Source organism: Nocardioides sp., assembly GCF_025965415.1.
GTDB lineage: Bacteria > Actinomycetota > Actinomycetes > Propionibacteriales > Nocardioidaceae > Nocardioides.
Genome location: NZ_JAOPWY010000107.1, coordinates 43798 through 65802, shown reverse-complemented (window position 1 = coordinate 65802; position 22005 = coordinate 43798). Strand labels below are relative to the sequence as shown.

18 protein-coding genes and 1 pseudogene are annotated in these 22005 nt (G+C 71.6%); 12 read left to right on the top strand and 7 right to left on the bottom strand.

Features of this window, described 5'->3' with window-relative positions:
- A partial coding sequence (locus JWN97_RS11315; protein ID WP_297622530.1) for an IMP dehydrogenase occupies nucleotides 1-287 on the top strand: 287 nt, incomplete at its 5' end.
- Between the two features lie 150 nt (nucleotides 288-437).
- On the opposite strand, the gene JWN97_RS11310 is transcribed toward JWN97_RS11315, so the two are convergent.
- Nucleotides 438-2147, bottom strand: a complete 1710-nt coding sequence (locus JWN97_RS11310; RefSeq protein ID WP_297622528.1) for a CHAP domain-containing protein — start codon at nucleotides 2145-2147, stop codon at nucleotides 438-440.
- Between the two features lie 128 nt (nucleotides 2148-2275).
- Here JWN97_RS11310 and JWN97_RS11305 point away from each other — a divergent pair, with 128 nt between their 5' ends.
- The 5 genes from JWN97_RS11305 to guaA all read left to right on the top strand — a co-directional run bounded on the left by JWN97_RS11305 (nucleotide 2276) and on the right by guaA (nucleotide 10520).
- Nucleotides 2276-3385: a GuaB3 family IMP dehydrogenase-related protein gene (locus JWN97_RS11305; RefSeq protein WP_297622526.1), complete on the top strand. Its 1110-nt coding sequence runs from the start codon at nucleotides 2276-2278 to the stop codon at nucleotides 3383-3385.
- Between the two features lie 61 nt (nucleotides 3386-3446).
- The gene (locus JWN97_RS11300; protein ID WP_297622524.1) at nucleotides 3447-5180 is read left to right on the top strand and encodes a glycerol-3-phosphate dehydrogenase/oxidase; all 1734 of its coding nucleotides are present in this window, start codon (nucleotides 3447-3449) and stop codon (nucleotides 5178-5180) included.
- A 126-nt stretch (nucleotides 5181-5306) separates the two neighbouring features.
- Nucleotides 5307-6923 (top strand): succinic semialdehyde dehydrogenase, encoded by a 1617-nt coding sequence (locus JWN97_RS11295; protein WP_297622522.1) that lies wholly within the window; start codon nucleotides 5307-5309, stop codon nucleotides 6921-6923.
- Nucleotides 6920-8629, top strand: coding sequence for a GMC family oxidoreductase (locus JWN97_RS11290; protein ID WP_297622520.1), 1710 nt, complete (start codon nucleotides 6920-6922; stop codon nucleotides 8627-8629). The genes JWN97_RS11295 and JWN97_RS11290 overlap by 4 nt, the downstream gene beginning before the upstream one ends.
- Before the next feature lie 313 nt (nucleotides 8630-8942).
- Nucleotides 8943-10520, top strand: coding sequence for a glutamine-hydrolyzing GMP synthase (gene guaA / locus JWN97_RS11285; protein ID WP_297622518.1), 1578 nt, complete (start codon nucleotides 8943-8945; stop codon nucleotides 10518-10520).
- Nucleotides 10521-10529: 9 nt separating this feature from the next.
- Here guaA and JWN97_RS11280 read toward each other — a convergent pair whose 3' ends face one another.
- Together JWN97_RS11280 and JWN97_RS11275 are read right to left on the bottom strand one after the other, a co-directional pair.
- Nucleotides 10530-10673 carry a hypothetical protein gene (locus JWN97_RS11280; protein WP_297622516.1) on the bottom strand — a complete coding sequence of 48 codons (144 nt, stop codon included), beginning with the start codon at nucleotides 10671-10673 and terminating at the stop codon, nucleotides 10530-10532.
- 85 nt (nucleotides 10674-10758) lie between these two features.
- Nucleotides 10759-11004: pseudogene (locus JWN97_RS11275) on the bottom strand (GrpB family protein); the annotation flags it as partial.
- A gap of 261 nt (nucleotides 11005-11265) precedes the next feature.
- On the opposite strand from JWN97_RS11275, the gene JWN97_RS11270 reads away from it, so the two are divergent.
- The 6 genes from JWN97_RS11270 to map all read left to right on the top strand — a co-directional run bounded on the left by JWN97_RS11270 (nucleotide 11266) and on the right by map (nucleotide 15944).
- A complete protein-coding gene (locus JWN97_RS11270) occupies nucleotides 11266-11649 on the top strand; it encodes a VOC family protein (RefSeq protein WP_297622514.1) in 384 nt (127 codons plus the stop codon).
- Between the two features lie 41 nt (nucleotides 11650-11690).
- On the top strand, nucleotides 11691-12293 hold the full coding sequence (locus tag JWN97_RS11265; RefSeq protein WP_297622512.1) for a hypothetical protein: 603 nt from the start codon (nucleotides 11691-11693) through the stop codon (nucleotides 12291-12293).
- 99 nt (nucleotides 12294-12392) lie between these two features.
- On the top strand, nucleotides 12393-14108 hold the full coding sequence (locus JWN97_RS11260) for a sodium:solute symporter family protein (RefSeq protein WP_297622510.1): 1716 nt from the start codon (nucleotides 12393-12395) through the stop codon (nucleotides 14106-14108).
- A 12-nt stretch (nucleotides 14109-14120) separates the two neighbouring features.
- Complete coding sequence (locus JWN97_RS11255) at nucleotides 14121-14438, top strand: hypothetical protein (RefSeq protein ID WP_297622508.1); 318 nt, start codon at nucleotides 14121-14123, stop codon at nucleotides 14436-14438.
- A 28-nt stretch (nucleotides 14439-14466) separates the two neighbouring features.
- Nucleotides 14467-15159 carry a hypothetical protein gene (locus tag JWN97_RS11250; RefSeq protein WP_297622505.1) on the top strand — a complete coding sequence of 231 codons (693 nt, stop codon included), beginning with the start codon at nucleotides 14467-14469 and terminating at the stop codon, nucleotides 15157-15159.
- Nucleotides 15156-15944 (top strand): type I methionyl aminopeptidase, encoded by a 789-nt coding sequence (gene map, locus JWN97_RS11245; RefSeq protein WP_297622503.1) that lies wholly within the window; start codon nucleotides 15156-15158, stop codon nucleotides 15942-15944. The genes JWN97_RS11250 and map overlap by 4 nt, the downstream gene beginning before the upstream one ends.
- On the opposite strand, the gene JWN97_RS11240 is transcribed toward map, so the two are convergent.
- The 4 genes from JWN97_RS11240 to JWN97_RS11225 all read right to left on the bottom strand — a co-directional run bounded on the left by JWN97_RS11240 (nucleotide 15941) and on the right by JWN97_RS11225 (nucleotide 21943).
- Nucleotides 15941-18091 carry an MMPL family transporter gene (locus JWN97_RS11240; protein ID WP_297622501.1) on the bottom strand — a complete coding sequence of 717 codons (2151 nt, stop codon included), beginning with the start codon at nucleotides 18089-18091 and terminating at the stop codon, nucleotides 15941-15943. The two genes, map and JWN97_RS11240, sit on opposite strands and share 4 nt — an antisense overlap.
- Nucleotides 18092-18162: 71 nt before the next feature.
- The gene (locus tag JWN97_RS11235) at nucleotides 18163-19230 is read right to left on the bottom strand and encodes a hypothetical protein (protein WP_297622499.1); all 1068 of its coding nucleotides are present in this window, start codon (nucleotides 19228-19230) and stop codon (nucleotides 18163-18165) included.
- 20 nt (nucleotides 19231-19250) lie between these two features.
- Nucleotides 19251-20093, bottom strand: a complete 843-nt coding sequence (locus JWN97_RS11230; protein ID WP_297622497.1) for a glycerophosphodiester phosphodiesterase family protein — start codon at nucleotides 20091-20093, stop codon at nucleotides 19251-19253.
- A complete protein-coding gene (locus tag JWN97_RS11225) occupies nucleotides 20090-21943 on the bottom strand; it encodes an AMP-dependent synthetase/ligase (RefSeq protein ID WP_297622495.1) in 1854 nt (617 codons plus the stop codon). The genes JWN97_RS11230 and JWN97_RS11225 overlap by 4 nt, the downstream gene beginning before the upstream one ends.
- Nucleotides 21944-22005 lie beyond the last annotated feature (62 nt).

Below are 22005 nucleotides of genomic sequence, written 5' to 3'. Positions count from 1 at the left end.
AGAAGTCCTACTCCAAGGACCGCTACTTCCAGGCCGAGGTCACCAGCGACGACAAGATCGTGCCGGAGGGGATCGAGGGCCAGGTCGCCTACCGCGGCCCCCTGTCCGCGGTCGCCCACCAGCTCGTCGGCGGGCTCAACCAGTCGATGTTCTACGTCGGCGCCCGCACCATCTCCGAGCTGCAGGACAAGGGCCGGTTCGTCCGGATCACCTCGGCCTCCCTCAAGGAGAGCCACCCCCACGGCGTGCAGATGACGGTCGAGGCACCCAACTACGCCGGGAACTGACGCCTTCCACCCGTTCCCCGGAAATCGTTCTGCCCGCCCCTAGGTGACCGGCCGGTGGGGTGGCGTCCGTGGCCAAGCTGCGCACCACCGCACGGCGCGGTCCTCCCTCGCGGGATGGCCGCGCCGTCGTACGTCCGCGGCGGGCCCGTGTCAGGGGGTGAAGCCCGCGCTGGTCGGCGCGGTGCGGCCGAAGACCGCCCGGGCCGGACGGGTGAGCAGGCGTGAGCGGGCCGAGCGACCGCGCTCGGTCGCGACGACGAAGACGCCGGCGTTGCTGCGGGTCACGAGCCCGGGGGAGCGGGTGGCGTCGCCCGACGACTGCACGCGAGCCGGCAGCTGGGAGCGCTGACCCGGCACGGCGGCCCGGACGAGGAGCGCGCCCCGGGCGTCGACCGCCGCCACGTGCAGGCGGCTCGCGATCTCGCCGACCGCGGGGGAGGCGTACGGCGACCAGTCGCCGGCGATGCTCGGGAGCGTGGTCCAGCGACGGCCGACGAGGGCGCGCACCCGCAGGCGCCCGGCGGCGGTGACCTGGTGGACGTACGTCGTGCCGTCACCGGCGGTGGTCACCGCGGGCGTCGACGTGATCGAGGCACCCACGCCGGGCAGGCGGACGAGGCGACCCCGCTCGAGGGTCTGCGCAAAGGTCGCTCCCCGTGCTCCCACGGCGACCAGCAGGGTGCGGCCGGCGCCGTCGCGGCCGAGGACGGGGGCGGCGTGGGTGGCCCACGACGACGGCTTCCCGACGCGCGCGGGTCGGCTCCAGCGACGCTCCTCGGTGAAGCGGCGGGTGACCAGCGTGCCGGTCGGGGAGACGGCGGCCAGCACCGGGCGCGAGGTGCGCGACAGGGCCAGCGCCGGGCTGGCGGTCGGGGCCGAGGCGGCGACGTCGCGGAGCACGAAGCGGGTGCCCCGGAGCGTGCCCGCGAGGACGCGGCCCGAGCGGGTCGTGGCCGCCACCCACGGGTTCGCGCGCCGGTCGAGGGCGAGCGCGGGCGCCGCCAGGGACGAGAACGCCCCGCGGGGGCCGACGACCCGGCTCGGACGCCCGGGACGCGCCACGCGGAGGGTGCCGCCGTCGTCGACGCGGGCGGTCCACGACTCACCGAGTCCGTCGGGCACCGACACGACCGGGCGGTCCGAGCCGATCAGCGGCGAGGGGGCGAGGTCGTCGAGGTGGAGGTAGCGGAAGTCGCCGACCGGCACCGTACGGCTGCCGTAGCCGCCGGGCGTGGCGTGGTTGTACTCCTCGATCGTCACCGTGCCCGGCCCGATGGCGCTCACCCAGGCGACGTGCCCCACGCGGCCGTCGTCGGACTGGGCGACGGCACCGATCGCGGGGACGGAGTCGACGCGGTAGCCCAGGCGCCGGGCCACGTCGTCCCAGTTCCCCGCATTGCCCCAGTGCTCGCCGCCGAAGTCGTTGGCGAAGCCGGGCATCCGGTTGCGCTCCTGCAGCCGCCACGCCACGAAGCTGGTGCAGTTGCGCAGGACGAAGCCCCACGGGTCGCCGATGGAGCCGTCGATCGACCACACCCGGCTCGTGCACACCGGCTTCGGGCCGCGCGGGTCGTAGAGGTGGCCCGAGACCGGGTCGAGGACCGGCGGCGGCGGGGGCGGCGGCTCGACGGGAGCGGGGGTCTCGCCGGGCTTGGTCGGGGCCGAGGGGGTCGGAGTGGGGGTGGGAGTGGGGGTGGGCTCCTCGATCGGCTCCTGCGGCTCGATCGGGCACTGCCCCTGCCAGGCCCACGGGTAGTCGTCCGAGGCCTGCGCGGACGCCGCGCCCACGCCGACCAGGCCGCCTGCGATGCAGACGGCTGCCAGTGCGCGCGCGATGACGCGACCCCCCGTGTTCCCCACGCCATGACCGTAGGGACGGTGCACGGCCCGCGTCCGGGCTTTGGCAAACCTGTTCCCGAGACGTGGACCACAGGCACCCGATCCGAGCGCGCGCCGGCGCCCACGACCCGGCCGATAGGCTGCCCCGCGTGACCGAGATCGAGATCGGCCGTGCCAAGCGCGGTCGCCGCGCCTACTCCTTCGACGACATCGCGATCGTGCCCTCGCGGCGCACCCGCGACCCCGAGGAGGTCAGCACGGCCTGGCAGATCGACGCCTACCGCTTCGACATCCCGGTCCTGGCCGCCCCCATGGACTCGGTGATGTCGCCCTCGACGGCGATCGCGCTGGGCCAGATGGGCGGGCTGGGGGTGCTCAACCTCGAGGGCCTCTGGACCCGGTACGACGACCCGACCGGCCTGCTCGAGGAGGTCGCCGGGCTCCAGGGCGCCGACGCCACCCGGCGGATGCAGGAGATCTACACCGAGCCGATCAAGCCCGAGCTGATCACCGCGCGCCTCAAGGAGGTGCGTGCCGCCGGCGTCACGGTCGCCGGCTCGCTGTCGCCGCAGCGCACCAAGGAGCACGTCAAGGCCGTCGTCGACGCGGGCGTCGACATGTTCGTCATCCGCGGCACGACCGTCAGCGCGGAGCACGTGAGCAGCACCTCCGAGCCGCTGAACCTCAAGGAGTTCATCTACGAGCTCGACGTCCCGGTGATCGTCGGCGGCTGTGCGACCTACCAGGCCGCGCTGCACCTGATGCGCACCGGGGCGGCCGGCGTCCTCGTCGGCTTCGGCGGGGGTGCCGCCCACACCACCCGGACCGTGCTCGGGGTCGCGGTGCCGATGGCCAGCGCCGTGGCCGACGTGGCCGCGGCCCGCCGCGACTACCTCGACGAGTCGGGAGGCCGCTACGTCCACGTGATCGCGGACGGCTCGATCGGCAGCTCCGGTGACATCGCCAAGGCCATCGCCTGCGGCGCGGACGCCGTCATGATCGGCTCCCCGCTCGCCCGGGCGACCGAGGCCCCCGGTCGGGGCTTCCACTGGGGGAGCGAGGCCACGCACGCCGACCTGCCACGCGGCCAGCGCGTGGAGTTCTCCTCCGTCGGCTCGCTGGAGGAGATCATGTTCGGTCCCTCGCGCACCGCCGACGGCACCATGAACCTCGTCGGCGCCCTGCGCCGCGCGATGGCGACCACGGGCTACACCGAGCTCAAGGAGTTCCAGCGCATCGAGGTCGTGGTCCAGGCATGAGCACCCCACGACGTTCTTCTCCTCCGTTCCGCTCCTCCGAGCAATGCCGCAGGGGCCCCGCATGACGCTGGCCAGGGCCCTCGACGCCGACCAGCGCGCCGATGCGCTCCAGCACCTCGCCGAGGGCGAGCTCGACGTCCTCGTCGTCGGCGGCGGCATCGTCGGGGTGGGCGCGGCGCTGGACGCGGTGACCCGCGGCCTCAAGGTCGGCCTGGTCGAGCAGCGCGACCTCGCCTCCGGCACCTCCTCGCGCTCGTCCAAGCTCGTCCACGGCGGCCTGCGCTACCTCGAGATGTTCGACTTCGCGCTGGTCAAGGAGGCGCTGGAGGAGCGCGGCCTGCTGCTGACGCGCCTCGCGCCCCACCTCGTACGTCCGGTGCCGTTCCTCTACCCGCTGGAGCACGCGTGGGAGCGCCCCTACGTCGGCGCCGGCGTCGCGCTCTACGACGGCATGGCGATGACCGGCAAGTACGACATGGGCGTGCCCAGGCACAAGCACATCTTCCGCAAGCAGCTCGCGCGGATGGCCCCGGACATCAGGACCGACACGCTGCACGGGGCGATCCGCTACTACGACTGCCGGGTCGACGACGCGCGGCTGGTCATGACGATCGCGCGCACCGCGGCCAACAACGGCGCGCACGTCGCCACCCGCACCAAGGTCACCGGCTTCCTGCGCGACCCTTCGACAGGCTCGGGACAACAGGGGCGTGTGGTCGGCGTGACGGCCCGCGACCTCGAGGGGCAGCGCGACCTCGAGATCCGCGCGAAGGTCGTCATCAACGCCGCCGGCGTGTGGACCGACGAGGTCCAGCAGCTCATCGGCGGTCAGGCGCAGCTCGACGTCGACGCCAGCAAGGGCATCCACCTCGTGGTGCCGAAGGACCGGATCCGCTCCGAGTGCGGCTTCATCACCAAGACCGAGAAGTCCGTGCTCTTCGTGATCCCGTGGGACCAGTTCTGGATCATCGGCACGACCGACACCGCCTGGGACTTCGACCTCGCCCACCCCGCGGCCAGCAAGACCGACATCGACTACCTCCTCGGCCACGTCAACCGGCTCCTCAAGGACCCGCTCGACCACCGCGACGTGATCGGTGTCTGGGCGGGGCTGCGGCCGCTGCTCAAGCCGATGCGCAAGGAGGGGGAGATGGGCGAGACCACCAAGCTCTCCCGCGAGCACACCGTCGCCAACCCGGTGCCGGGCCTCGTGCTCGTCGCCGGCGGCAAGCTGACGACGTACCGCGTCATGGCCAGGGACGCCGTCGACCACGCCATCCGCGACTTCGCCGCCACGCCCGCCTCGATCACCGACCGGGTGCCGCTGATGGGCGCGTGGGGCTTCGAGGCGCGCACCAACCAGCGGGTCTCGATCAGCCGCTCGTCGGGCCTCGACATCGGCGTGGTCGACCACCTGCTGGGTCGCTACGGCGGCCTGGTCGACGAGGTCCTGGCCCTCATCGCTGAGCGTCCCGAGCTCGGGGAGCCGCTCCCTGGCGCCGAGCACTACCTGCGTGCCGAGGTGCTGTACGCCGTCACGCACGAGGGGGCGCGGCACCTCGACGACGTGCTGGCGCGCCGCACCCGCGTGTCGATCGAGACCTTCGACCGCGGCATCACCGCCGCCCGCCCGGCCGCGGAGCTGATGGCGGAGGCGCTGGGCTGGGACGACGCGCAGCTCGAGGACGAGGTCGACCACTACCTGCGACGGGTCGAGGCGGAGCGGCAGAGCCAGCTGATGCCGACCGACCAGGAGGCCGACGAGGCGCGGGTCAAGGCGCCCGACATCGTCTGAGCAGACGGGTCGGCTGCTGGACGGCCCGCGCGAACCGGGTTGGACAAATGCCCCCAAAGTGTCAAATGTTGGGACGAAGTGACCAACCAGTAGCAAACGTCGACGGGCCCGACCTACGCTGCTCGGATGAGTGAGCAGAGCCCCACCTCAGGCCCGATCACCGACGGCCCCGCAGACCCCGAGCACGACAGCACCGCGGCCTACGGCCTCGACCGCTCGTACGTCGCCGGCCTGACGCGGCGACTGGTCAGCACCAGTGGGGAGACGCACGCTGTGGCCTCGCCGATCGGCCGCACGCCGCTGGCGCACATCCCGCAGTCGAGCCCGGCCGACGTGGCCGAGGCGTTCGCACGGGCGCGCAGGGCGCAGGTGTCGTGGGCGGCCACGACGATCGACCAGCGCGCCGCCGCCCTGCTGCGCCTGCACGACCTGCTCCTCGACCGCCAGGACGACCTCATCGACCTCGTCGTGTGGGAGTCGGGCAAGGCCCGCAAGGACGCCTACCTCGAGGTCGCCCACCTCGCACTGACCGCGCGCTACTACGCGCGCACCGCGCACGATCACCTCGACCCGCGCCGCGTCGGGGGCATGTTCCCGGTCCTCACGAGGGCCGAGGTCCACCGCGTCCCCAAGGGCGTCGTCGGGATCATCTCGCCCTGGAACTACCCGCTCACGATGGCGCTGTGCGACGGCATCCCCGCGCTGCTCGCCGGCAACGCCGTGGTCGCCAAGCCCGACGCGCAGACCATGCTGACGGCCCTGCTGGCCGCGCAGCTCCTCGACGAGGCCGGCTTCCCGTCGGAGCTCTGGCAGGTCGTGGCGGGGCCGGGACCCGAGATCGGCGGCGCGATGATCGCGGCGGCCGACTACATCTGCTTCACCGGCTCGACCGCGACCGGGAGGCTGATCGCGCGCCAGTGCGCCGACCGGCTCATCGGCTGCTCCTTGGAGCTCGGCGGCAAGAACCCCATGCTCGTGCTGCGCGACGCCGACGTGCACCGCGCGGCGGAGGGCGCCGTACGCGGAGTGTTCTCCAACGCCGGACAGCTGTGCGTCTCGATGGAGCGGCTCTTCGTCGCCGACCAGGTCTACGACCGGTTCGTCGATGCCTTCGTCTCGCGGACGCAGGCCATGACGCTCGGTGCCAGCCACGACTGGAGCGTCGACATGGGGTCGCTGATCTCCCAGGCGCAGCTCGACACCGTGACCGCCCACGTCGAGGACGCCGTCGCGAAGGGAGCCCGCGTGCTCACCGGCGGCCGGGCCCGTCCCGACCTCGGGCCCTACGTCTACGAGCCGACGATCCTCGAGGGCGTCTCCGCCGACATGCAGTGCTTCGGCCACGAGACCTTCGGCCCGGTCGTCTCGCTCTACCGCTTCCACAGCGAGGACGAGGCGATCGAGCGCGCCAACGACGGGGCGTACGGCCTCAACGCCTCCATCTACACGCGCGACGGTGCGCGTGGACGGGCGCTCGCGCGCCGGGTGAAGTGCGGCACGGTCAACGTCAACGAGGCCTACGGCGCGACGTTCGGCTCGCTCGGTGCGCCCATGGGCGGCATGCGCGAGTCGGGCATGGGCCGGCGCCAGGGGAGCGAGGGCGTCCACCGCTACACCGAGGCGCAGTCCGTCGCCACGCAGCGGCTGGTGCCGATCGCGCCGATGTTCGGCATGTCGGAGGAGACCAACGCCAAGGTGCTGACGGCCTCTCTGCGCCTCCTCAACAAGCTGGGCCGCCCGTGACGACGCACTACGACGTCCTCGTCATCGGCTCCGGATTCGGCGGCTCGGTCAGCGCGCTGCGGCTGACCGAGAAGGGCTACACGGTCGGCGTGCTCGAGGCGGGGGCGCGCTTCGCCGACGACGAGCTGCCCGCCGACGGCGGCGACGTGAAGAACTTCATCTTCCGTCCCGAGGTGGGCCTCTACGGCATCCAGCGCATCGACCTGGTGCACGACTGCTTCATCCTCGCCGGAGCCGGGGTGGGGGGCGGGTCGCTCAACTACGCCAACACCCTCTACGAGCCGCCGGAGCCCTTCTACAAGGACCCGCAGTGGGCCCACATCACCGACTGGAAGTCCGAGCTCGCGCCCTACTACGACCAGGCACGGCGGATGCTCGGCGTGACGGAGTACGCCCGGACGACGCCCGCCGACGTGGCGATGAAGAAGGTCGCCGAGGAGATGGGCGTGGGCGACACGTTCCACCCGACCCCGGTCGGCGTCTTCTTCGGGGAGCCGGGGCAGCCCGAGGGTGAGACGGTGGCGGACCCGTACTTCGGCGGTGCCGGACCCGACCGGACCACCTGCATCAACTGCGGCTCCTGCATGACCGGCTGCCGCCACAACGCCAAGAACACCTTGGTGAAGAACTACCTCCACCTCGCCGAGCGGGGCGGCGCGGTCGTGCACCCCCTGACGACCGTCACCGACGTGCGCCCGCGCGACGGTGGCGGCTACGAGGTCACCGCCCGCTGGACCAAGGCCAAGTTGTCGCGCCGGAGCGCCGTCAGGACGTTCACCGCCGACCAGGTGGTCTTCTCCGCCGCCGCGATCGGCACGCAGCGGCTGCTCCACCGGCTCAAGGCCCAGGGGTCGCTGCCGCGGATCTCCGACCGGCTGGGCGTGCTGACCCGCACCAACTCCGAGGCGATCCTCTGGGCCACCGCCAACGACGACTCCGTCGACTGGACGGAGGGCGTGGCGATCACCTCCAGCTTCCACCCCGACGAGCACACCCACGTCGAGCCCGTCCGCTACGGCCGCGGCCGCAACGTGATGCCGCTGATGGCGACGGTGCTGGTCGACGAGGTGCTGGGCGAGAAGCGGTGGCGCACGTGGGGCAAGGAGCTGTGGCGCCAGCGCAACGGCCTGCGCGACCTCTACTCGCTGAACACCTGGTCGCGGCGCACCGTCGTCGCGCTCGTCATGCAGACGCTCGACAACTCGATCACCACCGTGTGGAAGACGCGCGGCACGGTCGGCTACATGTCGTCGACGCAGGGCCACGGCGCCCCCAACCCGACCTACATCGCCTCGGCCTACGACGCCGTCCGCCGGCTCGCGCGGATCATGGGCGCCCGGCAGGCCTACGGCGCCGTCGGCGAGCCGCTCGGGATGCCGCTGACCGCGCACTTCATCGGCGGCTGCGCGATCGGCGACTCGGCCGCGACGGGCGTGGTCGACCCCTACCAGCGCGTCTACGGCTACGACGGCCTGCACGTCGTCGACGGCTCCACGGTGTCGGCCAACCTCGGGGTCAACCCGTCGCTCACCATCACCGCGCAGGCCGAGCGGGCGATGGCGTTCTGGCCCAACAAGGGCGAGGCCGACCCCCGCCCCGAGCTCGGCGCGACCTACCGCCAGCTGGCCCCGGTCGAGCCGAAGAACCCCGTCGTCCCGGAGGCCGCGCCGGGCGCGCTGCGGCTGCCGATCGTCGGCGTCAGCTGAATTGGGCCGATCGGGGCCGTAACCACCCCCCGGAGGGGTCGTTGGGTCGAGTGAGGGCTCCGGCAGTCATGCTCCCTCCCAAGGGCCGGAATCCTCGATCTCGGCGCTGTCCTGCAGCAGCTGGGAGCAAGTACCAGGGCCCGATCACCATCCCTCCCCGATCGGGCCCTGGTGCGATTTGCAGCCGACGACGGCGGAGCCGTCGTCGGCGTGGGCAAATCGGATTGAGCAGGCCCGGCACCGCGGAGCGGGGCCGACGGCCGTGTCGAAATCCCCTGATCGATCGCGGAGTGCCCGCCGATAGACTCTCCGCGTGACGCAGCCTGCAGAGCACGACCTGGTCCTCGTCGTCGACTTCGGTGCCCAGTACGCCCAGCTCATCGCGCGACGCGTGCGCGAGGCGCGGGTCTACTCCGAGATCGTGCCGCACACGATGCCGGTGGCCGACATGCTCGCGCGCAAGCCCAAGGCGATCATCCTGTCCGGCGGCCCGTCCAGCGTGTACGCCGACGGCGCTCCCGGCATCGACACCGGCGTGTTCACGGCCGGGGTGCCGGTCTTCGGCATGTGCTACGGCTTCCAGCTGATGGCGAAGGGCCTCGGTGGCGAGGTCGCGCACACCGGCGCCCGGGAGTACGGACGTACGCCGGTCACGGTCTCCGAGCCGGGCACCCTCCTCGAGGGCATCCCCGCCGAGCACAGGGTCTGGATGTCCCACGGCGACTCCGTCGCGCAGGCCCCCGAGGGCTTCACCGTCCTCGCCTCGACCGCCGACACCCCCGTGGCCGCGTTCGAGGACGTGGGTCGCGGCCTCGCCGGCGTGCAGTGGCACCCCGAGGTGCTGCACTCCGAGCACGGCCAGAAGGTGCTCGAGCACTTCCTCCACCACATCGCCGGCTGCCGCCAGACCTGGACGATGCTCAACATCGCCGAGGAGCAGATCGAGCGGGTCCGCGAGCAGATCGGCGACACCGGCCTGGCCATCTGCGGCCTCTCCGGCGGCGTCGACTCCGCGGTGGCCGCGGCCATCGTGCAGCGCGCGATCGGCGAGCGGCTCCACTGCGTCTTCGTCGACCACGGACTGCTCCGCGAGGGCGAGGCCGAGCAGGTCGAGCGCGACTTCGTCGCCGCGACCGGGGTCAACCTCCACGTCTACGACGCCCAGCAGGTCTTCCTCGAGGCGCTCGCCGGCGTCACCGACCCCGAGGAGAAGCGCAAGATCATCGGGCGTGAGTTCATCCGCGCCTTCGAGGCGGCCGAGGCCGCGGTGCTGGGCGAGGCCGCCGAGCACGGCGAGAAGGTCGGCTTCCTGGTGCAGGGCACGCTCTACCCCGACGTCGTCGAGTCCGGTGGCGGGGCGGGCACCTCCAACATCAAGTCCCACCACAACGTCGGCGGCCTGCCCGACGACCTCGAGTTCGCCCTCGTCGAGCCGCTGCGCACCCTCTTCAAGGACGAGGTCCGCCTCGTCGGCGAGCAGCTGGGCCTGCCCGCCGAGATGGTGTGGCGCCAGCCGTTCCCCGGTCCGGGCCTCGGCATCCGGATCATCGGCGAGGTGACCGCCGACCGGCTCGACATCCTGCGCCGCGCCGACGCGATCGCCCGCCAGGAGCTGACCCGCGCGGGCCTCGACCGCGACATCTGGCAGATGCCGGTCGTGCTGCTCGCCGACGTCCGCTCCGTCGGCGTCCAGGGTGACGGGCGGACCTACGGCCACCCCGTCGTCATCCGCCCGGTCACCTCCGAGGACGCGATGACCGCCGACTGGGCGCGCCTGCCCTACGAGGTGATGGAGCGGATCTCGACCCGGATCACCAACGAGGTCGCCGAGGTCAACCGGGTCACCCTCGACATCACGTCCAAGCCGCCGGGCACCATCGAGTGGGAGTAGGCGGCGACGTCACGCCAGTCCGGCGGCCCGGAACATGCGCTCGTAGATCTCGCGCACGACGGGCTGCTTGACAGCGTTGTAGCGCATCCAGAAGCCCAACGCGCCGTGGTCGTCGCCGACAGCGTCGAGCTGGGCGAGCGCTGAGCGCTTCACCTGTGCATAGAGCTCGCGGTCCCCGGGGTTTGTCGATGAGCCAGTCGCGGAACATCCGGTGCCTGACCATCTCGGGACACCCGGACCCGAAGACGTGCACGTGGGCCCGAGGCTCGGTCAGCATCTTGAACAGCCGGTGCTGGTGCCAGTCGGGCTCGGTGAGCCAGTGGACGAGGCCGAGCGACTCGAGCGCGGGCACGTACGCCGCCTCGTCGACGGGGTCCGCCACGGCCACGTCGATGTCGATGATGGGCTTGGCCGGCAGCCCGGGCACCGAGGTGGAGCCGATGTGCTGGATGGCGAGCATCCGCTCACCGAGGACCGCCGAGATCAGGCCCTCGAGCTCGGCGTAGCGGTGCGGCCACCTGGGGTCGGGCTCTTCGATCCGTGATCAGACCACAGGCACGCAGGTCGCTCCGGGATCGTGGAGCTCCTGGGCCGATATCCGACACCAGAGCTCCATGGTCATGTTGCCAGCACCGCGTAGCGCCGCAGCCAGATCTGCTCGCCCTCGACCCACCGCGTCTCCAGCAGCTCGCCGACCCGATGTGGCCGCCCACCTCCGCGAGCCCTCCGGGCTAGGTTGACCCCCATGACCCGCGCCCTCCACCACCTCGACCTGTGGGTCGACGACGTCGCGACGGCCGAGGGGGAGTGGGGCTGGCTGCTCGCCTGGTGCGGCTGGCAGCGCGAGGAGGGGATGCTGTCGTGGCTGCACGCCGACGGCACCTACATCTTCATGGAGCACTCGTCGGACCAGCACGGTGAGCACGACCGCCTGCGCCCCGGGATCAACCACCTCGCGATGGTCGTCGAGACCCGCGACGAGCTCGACCGGATGCGCGCGGAGTCGACCGAGCACGGGTGGCACGAGATGTACGCCGACCGCTACCCGCACGCGGGCGGCGACGAGCACGTCGCGCTCTACCTGGAGAGCTCGGAGGGCTTCGAGGTGGAGGTCGTCGTCGGCGACTGAGCCGGCGACCGGTGTCAGTGGCCCGGCGTAGGGTGCGAGACATGGCCTCGGGAACCATGGACAACCCGCACACCTACCCGCAGGGCGTCACCTGCTGGATCGACGCGCAGGTGCCGGACGCGCCTGCCGCAGCCGCCTTCTACGGCGAGCTCTTGGGCTGGGAGACCCAGGACGCGCTGCCTCCCGACGTGCCTGCGAGCTACCTGATCGCCACGCTGGACGGGTTGGACGCGGCCGCGATCGACCTGGTCGACGGTCCCCACGACGCCGGGCCGGGCGGTCGCTGGGCGGAGCTGCGCGACCCGCAGGGGGCGGTGTTCCGCCTGTGGCAGGCGCGCAAGCGGCTCGGCTCGCAGGTCAACAACGCACCCGGCTCCTGGAACTTCAGCGACCTCCACACGCCCGACGTCGAGCGCGATCTCGACTTCTACCGCACGGTGTTCGGGTGGGAGGTGGAGGACATGGGCCCCGACGCCGGCGCGATGATCACGGTGCCGGGCTACGGCGACCACCTCGAGTCCACCGTCGACCCGGACATCCGCACCCGTCAGGCGGGTGCGCCCGAGGGCTTCGCCGACGCGATCGGCGGTGCCACCGGACTGGAGGGCGACGAGCAGCCGCACTGGCACGTGAGCTCACCCTGAGCCAGTTCATCATGCCCGGGTGACCCCCTGGGGTGGTCGCGCTGCGCTGCCAGCCGGTCTAGGTTGTCCGGTGGCCCAAACAGCACCTCGGAGGCACCCGTGAGCTCAGAGACCTTGATCGACGCGACCTGGCTGGACTACCTGCTGGTCGCGATCTACTTCGGATTCGTCATCGGCATCGGTGTGATGGCGAGACGATCGGTGTCCGACTCGATCGACTTCTTCCTCTCCGGTCGCTCGCTTCCGGCCTGGGTGACGGGCCTCGCCTTCATCTCCGCCAACCTCGGCGCGGTCGAGATCATGGGCATGTCGGCCAACGGTGCGGAGATCGGCCTGCCGACCGTGCACTACTTCTGGGTCGGCGCGGTCCCGGCGATGCTGTTCCTCGGCGTCGTGATGATGCCGTTCTACTACGGCTCCAAGGTCCGCTCGGTGCCGGAGTTCATGTTCAGGCGGTTCGGCACCGGCGCCCACCTGGTCAACGCCATCAGCTTCGCGGTCGCCCAGCTCCTCATCGCGGGCGTCAACCTCGCGCTGCTCGCGGGCATCGTGCACGCCCTGCTCGGCTGGCCGATCTGGATCGCCCTGGTCGTGGCCGGCGCCATCGTGCTGTCGTACATCACGCTCGGCGGACTGAGCGCGGCGATCTACAACGAGGTGCTGCAGTTCTTCGTCATCGTGGCCTCGCTGCTGCCGCTGACCCTCATCGGCCTCCACCGCGTCGGTGGCTGGGACGGGCTCAACGACAAGATCACCGCCGCGGCCGAGAGCGCGCCCGCCGATGCGGGCGTCGCGTCCGCGGCCCAGCAGCTCGAGTCGTGGCCCGGCCAGGCCCTGTCCGGCTTCGACTCCCCGCTGTTCTCGGTGATCGGCATCGTCTTCGGCCTCGGCTTCGTGCTGTCCTTCGGCTACTGGACGACGAACTTCGTCGAGGTGCAGCGCGCGATGGCGTCGGACTCGATCTCCGCCGCTCGCAAGACGCCGATCATCGGCGCGTTCCCCAAGATGTTCATCCCCTTCATCGTGATCATCCCCGGCATGGTCTCGGCCGTGCTCGTCCAGGAGATGATCGACCTCAAGAACGGCGGGTCGCCGACCGGAGGGGCCTCCGGCGACGGCGTCGCCTACAACGACGCCCTCCTGCTGCTGATGCGTGACGTGCTGCCCAACGGACTGCTCGGGCTGGCGATCGCGGGCCTGCTCGCGGCCTTCATGGCCGGCATGGCCGCCAACATCTCGGCCTTCAACACGGTCTTCTCCTACGACCTGTGGCAGCGCTACATCCGCAAGGACCACACCGACGACTACTACCTGCGCATCGGCCGGCTCGCCACCGTCGGCGCCACCGTCATCGCGATCTTCACCGCCCAGATCGCGATGGGCTACGACAACGTCATGAACTACCTCCAGACGCTGTTCGGGTTCTTCAACGCGCCGCTCTTCGCCACGTTCATCCTCGGCATGTTCTGGAAGCGGATGACGCCCACCGCCGGATGGGTCGGCCTGGTGGCCGGCACCCTGTCGGCCGTCGCGGTCGACCGGCTGGCCGCGGCCGGCGTCATCGACCTGCCCGGCCAGGGGGCGGCCTTCCTCGCCGCCTCGACGGCGTTCGTCGTCGACATCGTCCTGAGCATCGTGGTGTCGCTGGTGACCAAGCCGAAGCCCGCCTCCGAGCTCCGGGGGCTGGTCTACTCCGAGACACCACGCGAGGACCGCACCGATCCCGACGAGGCCTCGATGCCGTGGTGGCGTCGTACGGTCCCCCTGGCCGGCATCGCGCTAGCGATGGTCATCGTCCTCAACGCCGCCTTCTGAGAGAGGGGCACCATGTCCGAAGACTCCGACACCACGTCCGGCACCGCGCCCCACAAGGCGGGTGTCTTCGACATCCGCAACATCATCGGCGCGCTGCTCGGCACCTACGGCGTGATCCTCACGCTCGCCGGGCTGCTCGGCGAGCACGAGCCCGAGAAGACGGGCGGCGTCAACGCCAACCTCTGGACGGGTCTGGCGCTGCTCGTGGTGGGCGCGTTCTTCATCGGATGGGCGCGGCTCAAGCCGATCGTCGTGCCGAGCGAGGTCCACCGCCCCGACGACGACCCGACCCGCCCGGGGCCGCAGCGCAAGCGCCCACCGGCGCACTGAGTCGCCCGCGCCGGATAACCTCCTCGGGATGCTCCGCGCCCGCCTCGCCCTGCTCACGGTCCTCGCCGTCGCACCCCTGCTCTCCGGGTGCGCCGGCGCCGAGCCGACCGTTGCCCTGCTGGTCGCCGACGGCGCGGACTCCACCTCCCGGGCCGTCGACGTCGAGGCCTTCACCGACCGGGTCGAGGCCACCTGCGACGAGTGCGTGGTCACGGTCTACGACGCCGAGGGCAGCGCCGAGACGCAGAAGAGCCAGGCCCGCCAGGCCGAGGCGACCTCGGCCGACGTCATCGTCGTGGTGCCCGTCGATCCCGACGACCTCGCGACCATGACGGGTCGCGACCTCCCCGTCGTCTCGCTCGGCACCGTCGTCCCGGGCTCCGACAGGTTCGTCGGCCTGGAGCACGGCGAGGTCCCGCGCCAGACCGGCACCGACCTCGAGGCGGCCCGTGAGGTCCTGCTCGGCGACGAGACCTCGATGACCTACGTGCCGACGCGTGCGATGAGCGAGCGGGCCGCCGACGTCTCCGTGGCCTTCCTCGCCGACGTGCCGGTCGACGACGGCCAAGAGGTCGACGGCGTCGAGTCCTGGCTCTACCGGGACCGGGACGTCACGATCGACACGCTCACCTCGGTGCTCGTGGCCCAGGGCGTCGTCACCCTCGACGACCTCTGCAGCGGTGCCACGGGGAAGCGCTGTGCAAGGCTGGGCCTGCGATGATCGAGATCCTCACTCCTGCCCAGGTGGACAAGGCACGCGCCACCGGCGCCCTCGTCGCCGACATCCTCCAGTCGCTGCGCACCCGCAGCCGGGTCGGCACCAACCTGCTCGACCTCGACCACTGGACCGCGGAGCTGATCCGCGAGGCCGGCGCGGAGTCCTGCTACGTCGACTACGCCCCGTCGTTCGGCGAGGGTCCGTTCGGCCACTACGTCTGCACGTCGGTCAACGACGCGGTGCTCCACGGCCGGCCGCGTGACCAGCGCCTCGCCGACGGTGACCTGCTGACCCTCGACCTCGCCGTACGCCTCGACGGTGTCGCCGCCGACTCCGCGATCAGCTTCGTCGTGGGCGACAGCCGGCCGGCCGGCAGCGTCGAGATGATCGAGACGACCGAGCGGGCGCTGGCCGCCGGCATCGCCGCCGCCGTCCCCGGGGCGAAGATCGGCGACCTGTCGCACGCCATCGGGACCGTGCTCCGAGCCGCGGGCTACCCGATCAACATGCAGTTCGGCGGCCACGGGATCGGTACGACGATGCACCAGGACCCGCACGTCTCCAACGACGGCCGCCCCGGCCGGGGCTACCGGCTCCGACCGGGCCTGCTGCTGGCGCTCGAGCCGTGGATCATGGTCGACACCGACGAGCTCGTCACCGACGACGACGGATGGACGCTGCGCAGCGCGACCGGATGCCTCACCGCCCACAGCGAGCACACGATCGCCATCACCGAGGACGGCGCGGAGATCCTGACGCTTCCGACGTCCGTGGCCGCGCCTGCCTAGTGCACCGTCTCCAGCGGGGCCTCGGCCTCCGCGGGGGTGAGCGGCGCGTCGGAGGAGTCGAGCGTGCTGGGCCACCAGATCTTCCCGCCCAGATCGAGGTTGAGCGCCGTGACCAGGACCGACCGCACGATCAGGGTGTCGAGCATGACGCCGAGCGCCACCGCCACCCCGAGCTCGGCGAGGAACACCAGGGGCAGTGAGCCGAGCACCAGGAAGGTCGCGGCCAGCACGACGCCGGCGGACGTGATCACACCACCGGTCGAGGCCAGCGCGATGAGCGAGCCCTTGCGGGTCCCGTGGGTCAGGGTCTCCTCCCGCACGCGGGTCATCAGGAAGATGTTGTAGTCGATGCCCAGCGCGACGAGGAACACGAAGGCGAACAGCGGGAACCCCGGATCGGACCCGGCGAAGCCGAAGACGTACTCGAAGAGCAGCGCCGAGATGCCCAGCGCCGCCCCGAAGGACAGCACCACGGTCGCCATCAGGATCACCGGGGCGAGGATCGCCCGCAGCAGCCCGATGAGGATCAGCAGCACCACCACCAGGACGAGCGGCATGATGACCAGGCTGTCGCGCTCGGAGGCGATCTTGGTGTCGAGGTAGAACGCCGAGCCGCCCCCGACGAGGGCGTCGGCGCCGTCGACGCCGTGGGCGGCGTCGCGGGAGGCCTCGACGATGTCGGCGGCCGTGCTGGAGGAGATGTCGGCGTTGATCGTCGCCTCGAACCAGGAGCGTCCGTCGGCCAGCGGCTGGACCTCGCCGGGCTCGCCGAGCCCGTCGATCCCGGCCAGCGAGCTCGCCACGTCGGCGGCCTGCTCGGTGTCGGCGACGACCTGGACGGTGTTGGAGTTGTCGGACAGGCCGTGGTCGGTGAGCAGGCGCTGACCCTTGATGGAGTCGAACTCCTTGGTGTAGGTGTCCTCGGTCGACAGCCCCGAGGTGTCGAGGCGGAAGAGGCCGAGGCAGGCGAGCAGCAGCAGCCCTGCGGTCGTCATCCAGACCCGTCGCGGGCGGTGGCTGATCGACCGGCCGGCCCGCGCCCACAGGCCGTCGGCAGTCGGCTCGGCACTCCGGAACGACGGCCGCTTGGGCCAGAAGACCCACCGGCCGCAGATCACGAGCAGCGCGGGCAGCAGGGTGACCATCACGAGCATGGTCACGGCGACGCCGATGGCGAGGACCGGACCGAGGCCGGCGGTGGAGTTGAGCTCGGCGAAGGACAGGCACAGCATGCCGATGGCGACGGTCGCGGCGCTCGCCAGGATGGCGGGGGCGGCGCGGTGCAGAGCGAAGGCCATCGCCTCGTGGCGGTCCTCGTGACGACGGAGCTCCTCTCGGTAGCGCGCCACCAGCAGGAGGGCGTAGTCGGTGCCTGCGCCGATCACCAGGATGCTCAGGATCGCCTGGCTCTGTCCGTTGACGGTGAGCCCGGCGTACTTCGCGAGGAGGTAGACCAGCCCGGTGGCGATGAAGTTGGCGGACACCGCGCACAGGATCGGCAGCAGCCACAGGATGGGGCTGCGGTAGGTGAAGAGGAGGATCACGATGACCACGCCGAGGGTGGCCAGGATCAGGTTGGTGTCGATGCCCTCGAACGCCGCCGCGGAGTCGGCGGCCTGCCCGCCGTAGCCGGCGAGGTGGACCTCGCCCCCGTCGAGCGTGCTGATGTCGCGGATCTCGGCGGCCGCGTCGGGAATGGCGTTCCAGCCGTCCGCGCCGAAGTTGAGCACGAAGTAGAGGTAGGCGACCTCACCGTCCTCGGAGACCAGGGTCGGGACCGGGGCACCCTGCGCCGCCGCCGCCTCAGCGGCAGCGGGGGTCAGCACGCCCTGGTCGGTGACGCCGTCGAGCGCGGCGATCTCCGGGCCGTCGGCCTCCATGGTGGCGAGGTCGTCGTCGGTCAGCCCGCCGTCGCGGTGGTAGACCACGAGGGTGGGGATGTCGTTGGGGTCGACGGACTGCGACAGCTCGTCGAGCACCTTGGTCGACTCCGCAGACCCGGGCAGCCAGGAGGAGGCCTGGTTGTCCTGCACGGACGTCAGCTTGGACGAGAAGAAGGCCATGAAGCCGGTGAGGACGAGCACGAAGACGAGGACGACCCACTTGGTGACCCGCCCGGTCAGGGATCCCGCGATCTGTCGATGCATGGGTCCAGTCGAGCAGGAGGGACCGACATCGTGCATCGGTGATTCCCCTGAGGTCTAGACCGGGCAACGCCTCATCGGGTCTGGAGCTGGAAGGGCGACCGGACGTCGGACGATCCGGCCCGCGGCGCCACGGCGTACTCCATGGACCCGTCGACGCCGAGCCGCACGACCGCCCACTCACCGTCCTGGAACGTCACGACGAGCACGTGCCCCGCGTCCTCCCAGACCTCCTCGAAGTACGTCGCCGAGCGACCGTTGCGCGCGGCGGTGAAGGACCGGACCACCGAGCCGTCGGCCGTGGCCAGCAGGTCGAGCGTCTGCGGGCCGAACCCGTCGCCGTACGCCGGGAGGCCGAGGACGTGGCGGTTGTCCGGGGAGATGTCGGCGAACCGGTTGTCGCAGGTGCGCCACGCCACCCGGGCGTTGCGCAGCATCGCGCTGCACGTGCCGGTGTCGCTGACCGAGGTGATGCCGCCGAGCCAGCGCCCGCGGCCGGTCGAGGTCAGCCGGACGTGCGGTGCCCGGTCGACGATCCCGTGCGAGGAGGTGAGCCAGCCACGCGCGCCGTTGACGAAGATCGTGCAGCCGGTGCTGGTCCCACTCTCCTTGCAGTCCTCACCGAAGAGTGCGACGGCCTGCCCCTTGCCGGTGATCGGCACGGGGGTGAACCTCAGGACCCGGTCGCCCTCGCTGTCGATGGTCCAGACCTTGCCGCGCCTGCCCGAGAAGGCGACCGCCCTGCCCTGTGCGGACACGGCGAGCCCGTTGCCCGTGCGCCACTCGCGTCGGCCGGGCGTGCCGTCGGCGGCGACCCACCGGGTGGTCGTGGGCCGGTTGCCGGCCGTCTGGATGACGTAGCCGGAGCCCATCGGGGCGAGCTCGGTGAGGTCGTTAGGGACGGGGGTCGACGTGCCGCCGACACCGTGGACGACGGTCCGACCGGAGCGCCGCTCGCTCCACGCGAGGGCGGGGGGCGCCCCCTGCTCGAGGTTGCGTACGTCGAGCACGGTGCGAGGCGTCGCCCGGCCCGTCGTGCCCGGCAGCGCCTGCGTGGCGGGGGCGAGGGAGGCGGCGAGCGTGAGCGCGGTCGCGGCCAGGAGCGTGGTGCGGGACAGGGTCCTCATGATGGGGAGACGCATCAAGTCCTCCGTCGGTTGCCTCAAGGGTGGCCGAAGCTCGGCGGGACGTCGAGCCCCTCGTCGGCCAGCATCTCGCGCAGCCGGTCGGGGCGGTTGGTGATCAGCCCGTCGGCCCCGATCCGGACCAGGTGGCGCATCGTGGCCTCGTCGTCGACGACGTAGGGGATGACGGCCAGGCCGGCGCCGTGGGCCTCGGCGATCAGGGACTCCGTCGCGAAGGGCCGGTACGCCGGGTCGGTCACGCCGGACGCGAAGGGGGAGCCGTGGATGGGGGAGATCGCGGTGAAGCCCTCGGCCGCCGCCGTACGCACGTAGTCGGCGTCGACGGCGAGCCCGTCGAACCAGGGGGAGGGGGCCTCGGCGGTCGCCCGGAGGTACTTCGGCGAGACCAGGAGGTTGCGCGCCAGGGCCGGCTCGGCGTCGCCCACCCGGTCGAGCACGCCCCAGTCGAAGCACTGGATGCTGGCGCGCCCGACGAGGCCGTCGATGTGCAGCGCGTCGACGACCTTGCCCACGAAGGCCTCCCGGCTGGTGAGCCCCGCGGCGTCGAGGGCGTCGTACTTGATCTCCAGGTTGATCCGCACCGGATCGGCGCCGCGCTCCTCGAGCAGCGCCGCGACGTCGCGGAGCAGCGGCATCGTCGGGGGCAGGTCGGCGCGGGTGAGTCGGCGGATCCGCCGGGCGTCCGCGAGGGCCGGGTCGTGGGCGACCACGACGTCGTCCTGGGCCGTCAGGTGGACGTCGAGCTCCAGCGTCGAGACGCCGAGCGCGAGGGCGCGGCCGAAGGCCTCGAGCGTGTTCTCCGGCCAGAGCCCCGCACCGCCGCGGTGCGCCTGCAGGTCGAACGCGTGGTCCCGGCTCACTCGTACAGCTTCTCCACCACGTCGGCGTACTTGGTGTTGACGACCCGGCGCTTGAGCTTGAGCGTCGGGGTGAGCTCCTCGGACTCGGCCGTCCACTCGTGGGGCAGCAGCTCCCAGGCCTTGACCTGCTCGGGCCGCGAGAGCCGCTCGTTGGCCTTGTCGACGGCCGCTTGCGCCATCGCGCGGATCTCCGGCTTGGTCGACAGGTCGGCCAGGTCGGTGAACTCGACACCGAGCTTGGCCGCCACCAGGGGAGCGATCTCGCCGTCGAGCGTCAGGATCGCGACGACGTAGGAGCGGTTGTCGCCCAGCGCCATCGCGTGGCCGACGATGGGCGACTCCTTGAGGTAGTTCTCGATGTTGGAGGGCGCGATGTTCTTGCCCGCCGAGGTGATGATCAGCTCCTTCTTGCGGTCGATGATCGAGTAGAAGCCGTCCTCGTCGACCGTGCCGATGTCGCCGGTGTGGATCCAGCCGTCGTCGTCGATCAGCGCCCGGGTCGCGGCCTCCTGGCGGTAGTAGCCGGGGGTGTTGACCGGCCCGCGGCACAGGATCTCGCCGTCCTCGCCGAGTCGCACCTCGATGCCGGGATTGGGCACCCCGACGGTGCCGAGCTTGAAGTGGTCGGGGCCGTTGGAGGTGAAGGCGCCGGTCGTCTCGGTCATGCCGTAGACGTCGTACACCTTGAGGCCGAGGCCGCCCATGAACTTGGCGACCTCCAGCGGCATGGGCGCCGCGGCGCTGGCGGCCCACTGCACCTGGTCGAGGCCGAGCAGCAGGCGGAGGAAGGCCAGGATCCCCTCGTCGGCCCGGGCGTACGCCGCCTCGACCTCCGGCGTCATCGAGCTGCCGTACTCGTGGGCCTGCGTCCAGGCCAGGCCGGCCGCCATGGCGTTGGTGACCATGGTCTGGTTGTCGGGGTCGGGGTCCTCGGCGAGCTTGGCCGAGATGCCGGTCTTGATCTTCTCCCACACCCGCGGGACGCCGAAGAACGCCGTCGGGTGGACCTCGCCGAGGGCACCGAGGAGTCCGGCCGGGTCCGGGATCGCGTGCACGTGGCTGCCGAGGAACGGGGGACCGTAGGTCGCCAGCACCCGCTCGGCGATGTGCGCCAGCGGGAGGTAGCTGATCGTGCGCTGCTGGCCCACCAGGCCGGCGGCGTCGAGGGTGGAGACCGCCTCGTACATCACGTTGTGGTGGGTGAGCACGACGCCCTTGGGGTTGCCCGTCGTGCCCGAGGTGTAGAGGAAGGTGGCGGGCAGGTCGGGAGTGATCCGGTCCATCCGCGCCTCGACGCCGCTCGCGTCCCCACCGCGGGCGAGGAAGTCGGTCCACGTCATCACCCGCTCGTCGTCGACGCGCTCGGCGTCGCCGAACATCACGACGTGGCGGATCGAGTCGACCTCGGTGAGCGCCCTCTCCCAGCGCTGGTAGCGGTCGTGGTCCTCGAGGACGACGACGACCGGCCGCGCCTCCGCGGCGATGAAGGCGACCTGGTCCTGGGCGAGGGTGTTGTAGACCGACATCGGCACCGCGGCCGCGGTCATCGCGCCGTAGTCGACGAGCGTGTGGGCCGTGCGGTTGTTGGCCATGATGGCGACCGGGTCGCCGGTCTCGACGCCGAGGTCGATCAGCGCCGCCGCCACCCGCTCGGTCTGCTCCCATGTCCCGGCCCAGGTCAGGGTCGACCAGGTCTCGCCCTCGGGCACGTCGAACCTGTCGGAGAACGCCGGCTGGTCGCCGTACCTCTCCGCCGCCTGGCGCACCGTCGCCGGCATGTGCAGCCCGAGGATGCGGGCCTCGTACTGCTCACGGACTGCCGCGACCTCGGCAGGGATCTCGTCGGGCATCGGGCTCTCCTGGGGTGATCCGAGAGTGGCGGGGGTCACATCATGGTGGGCCGTGGGCTGGG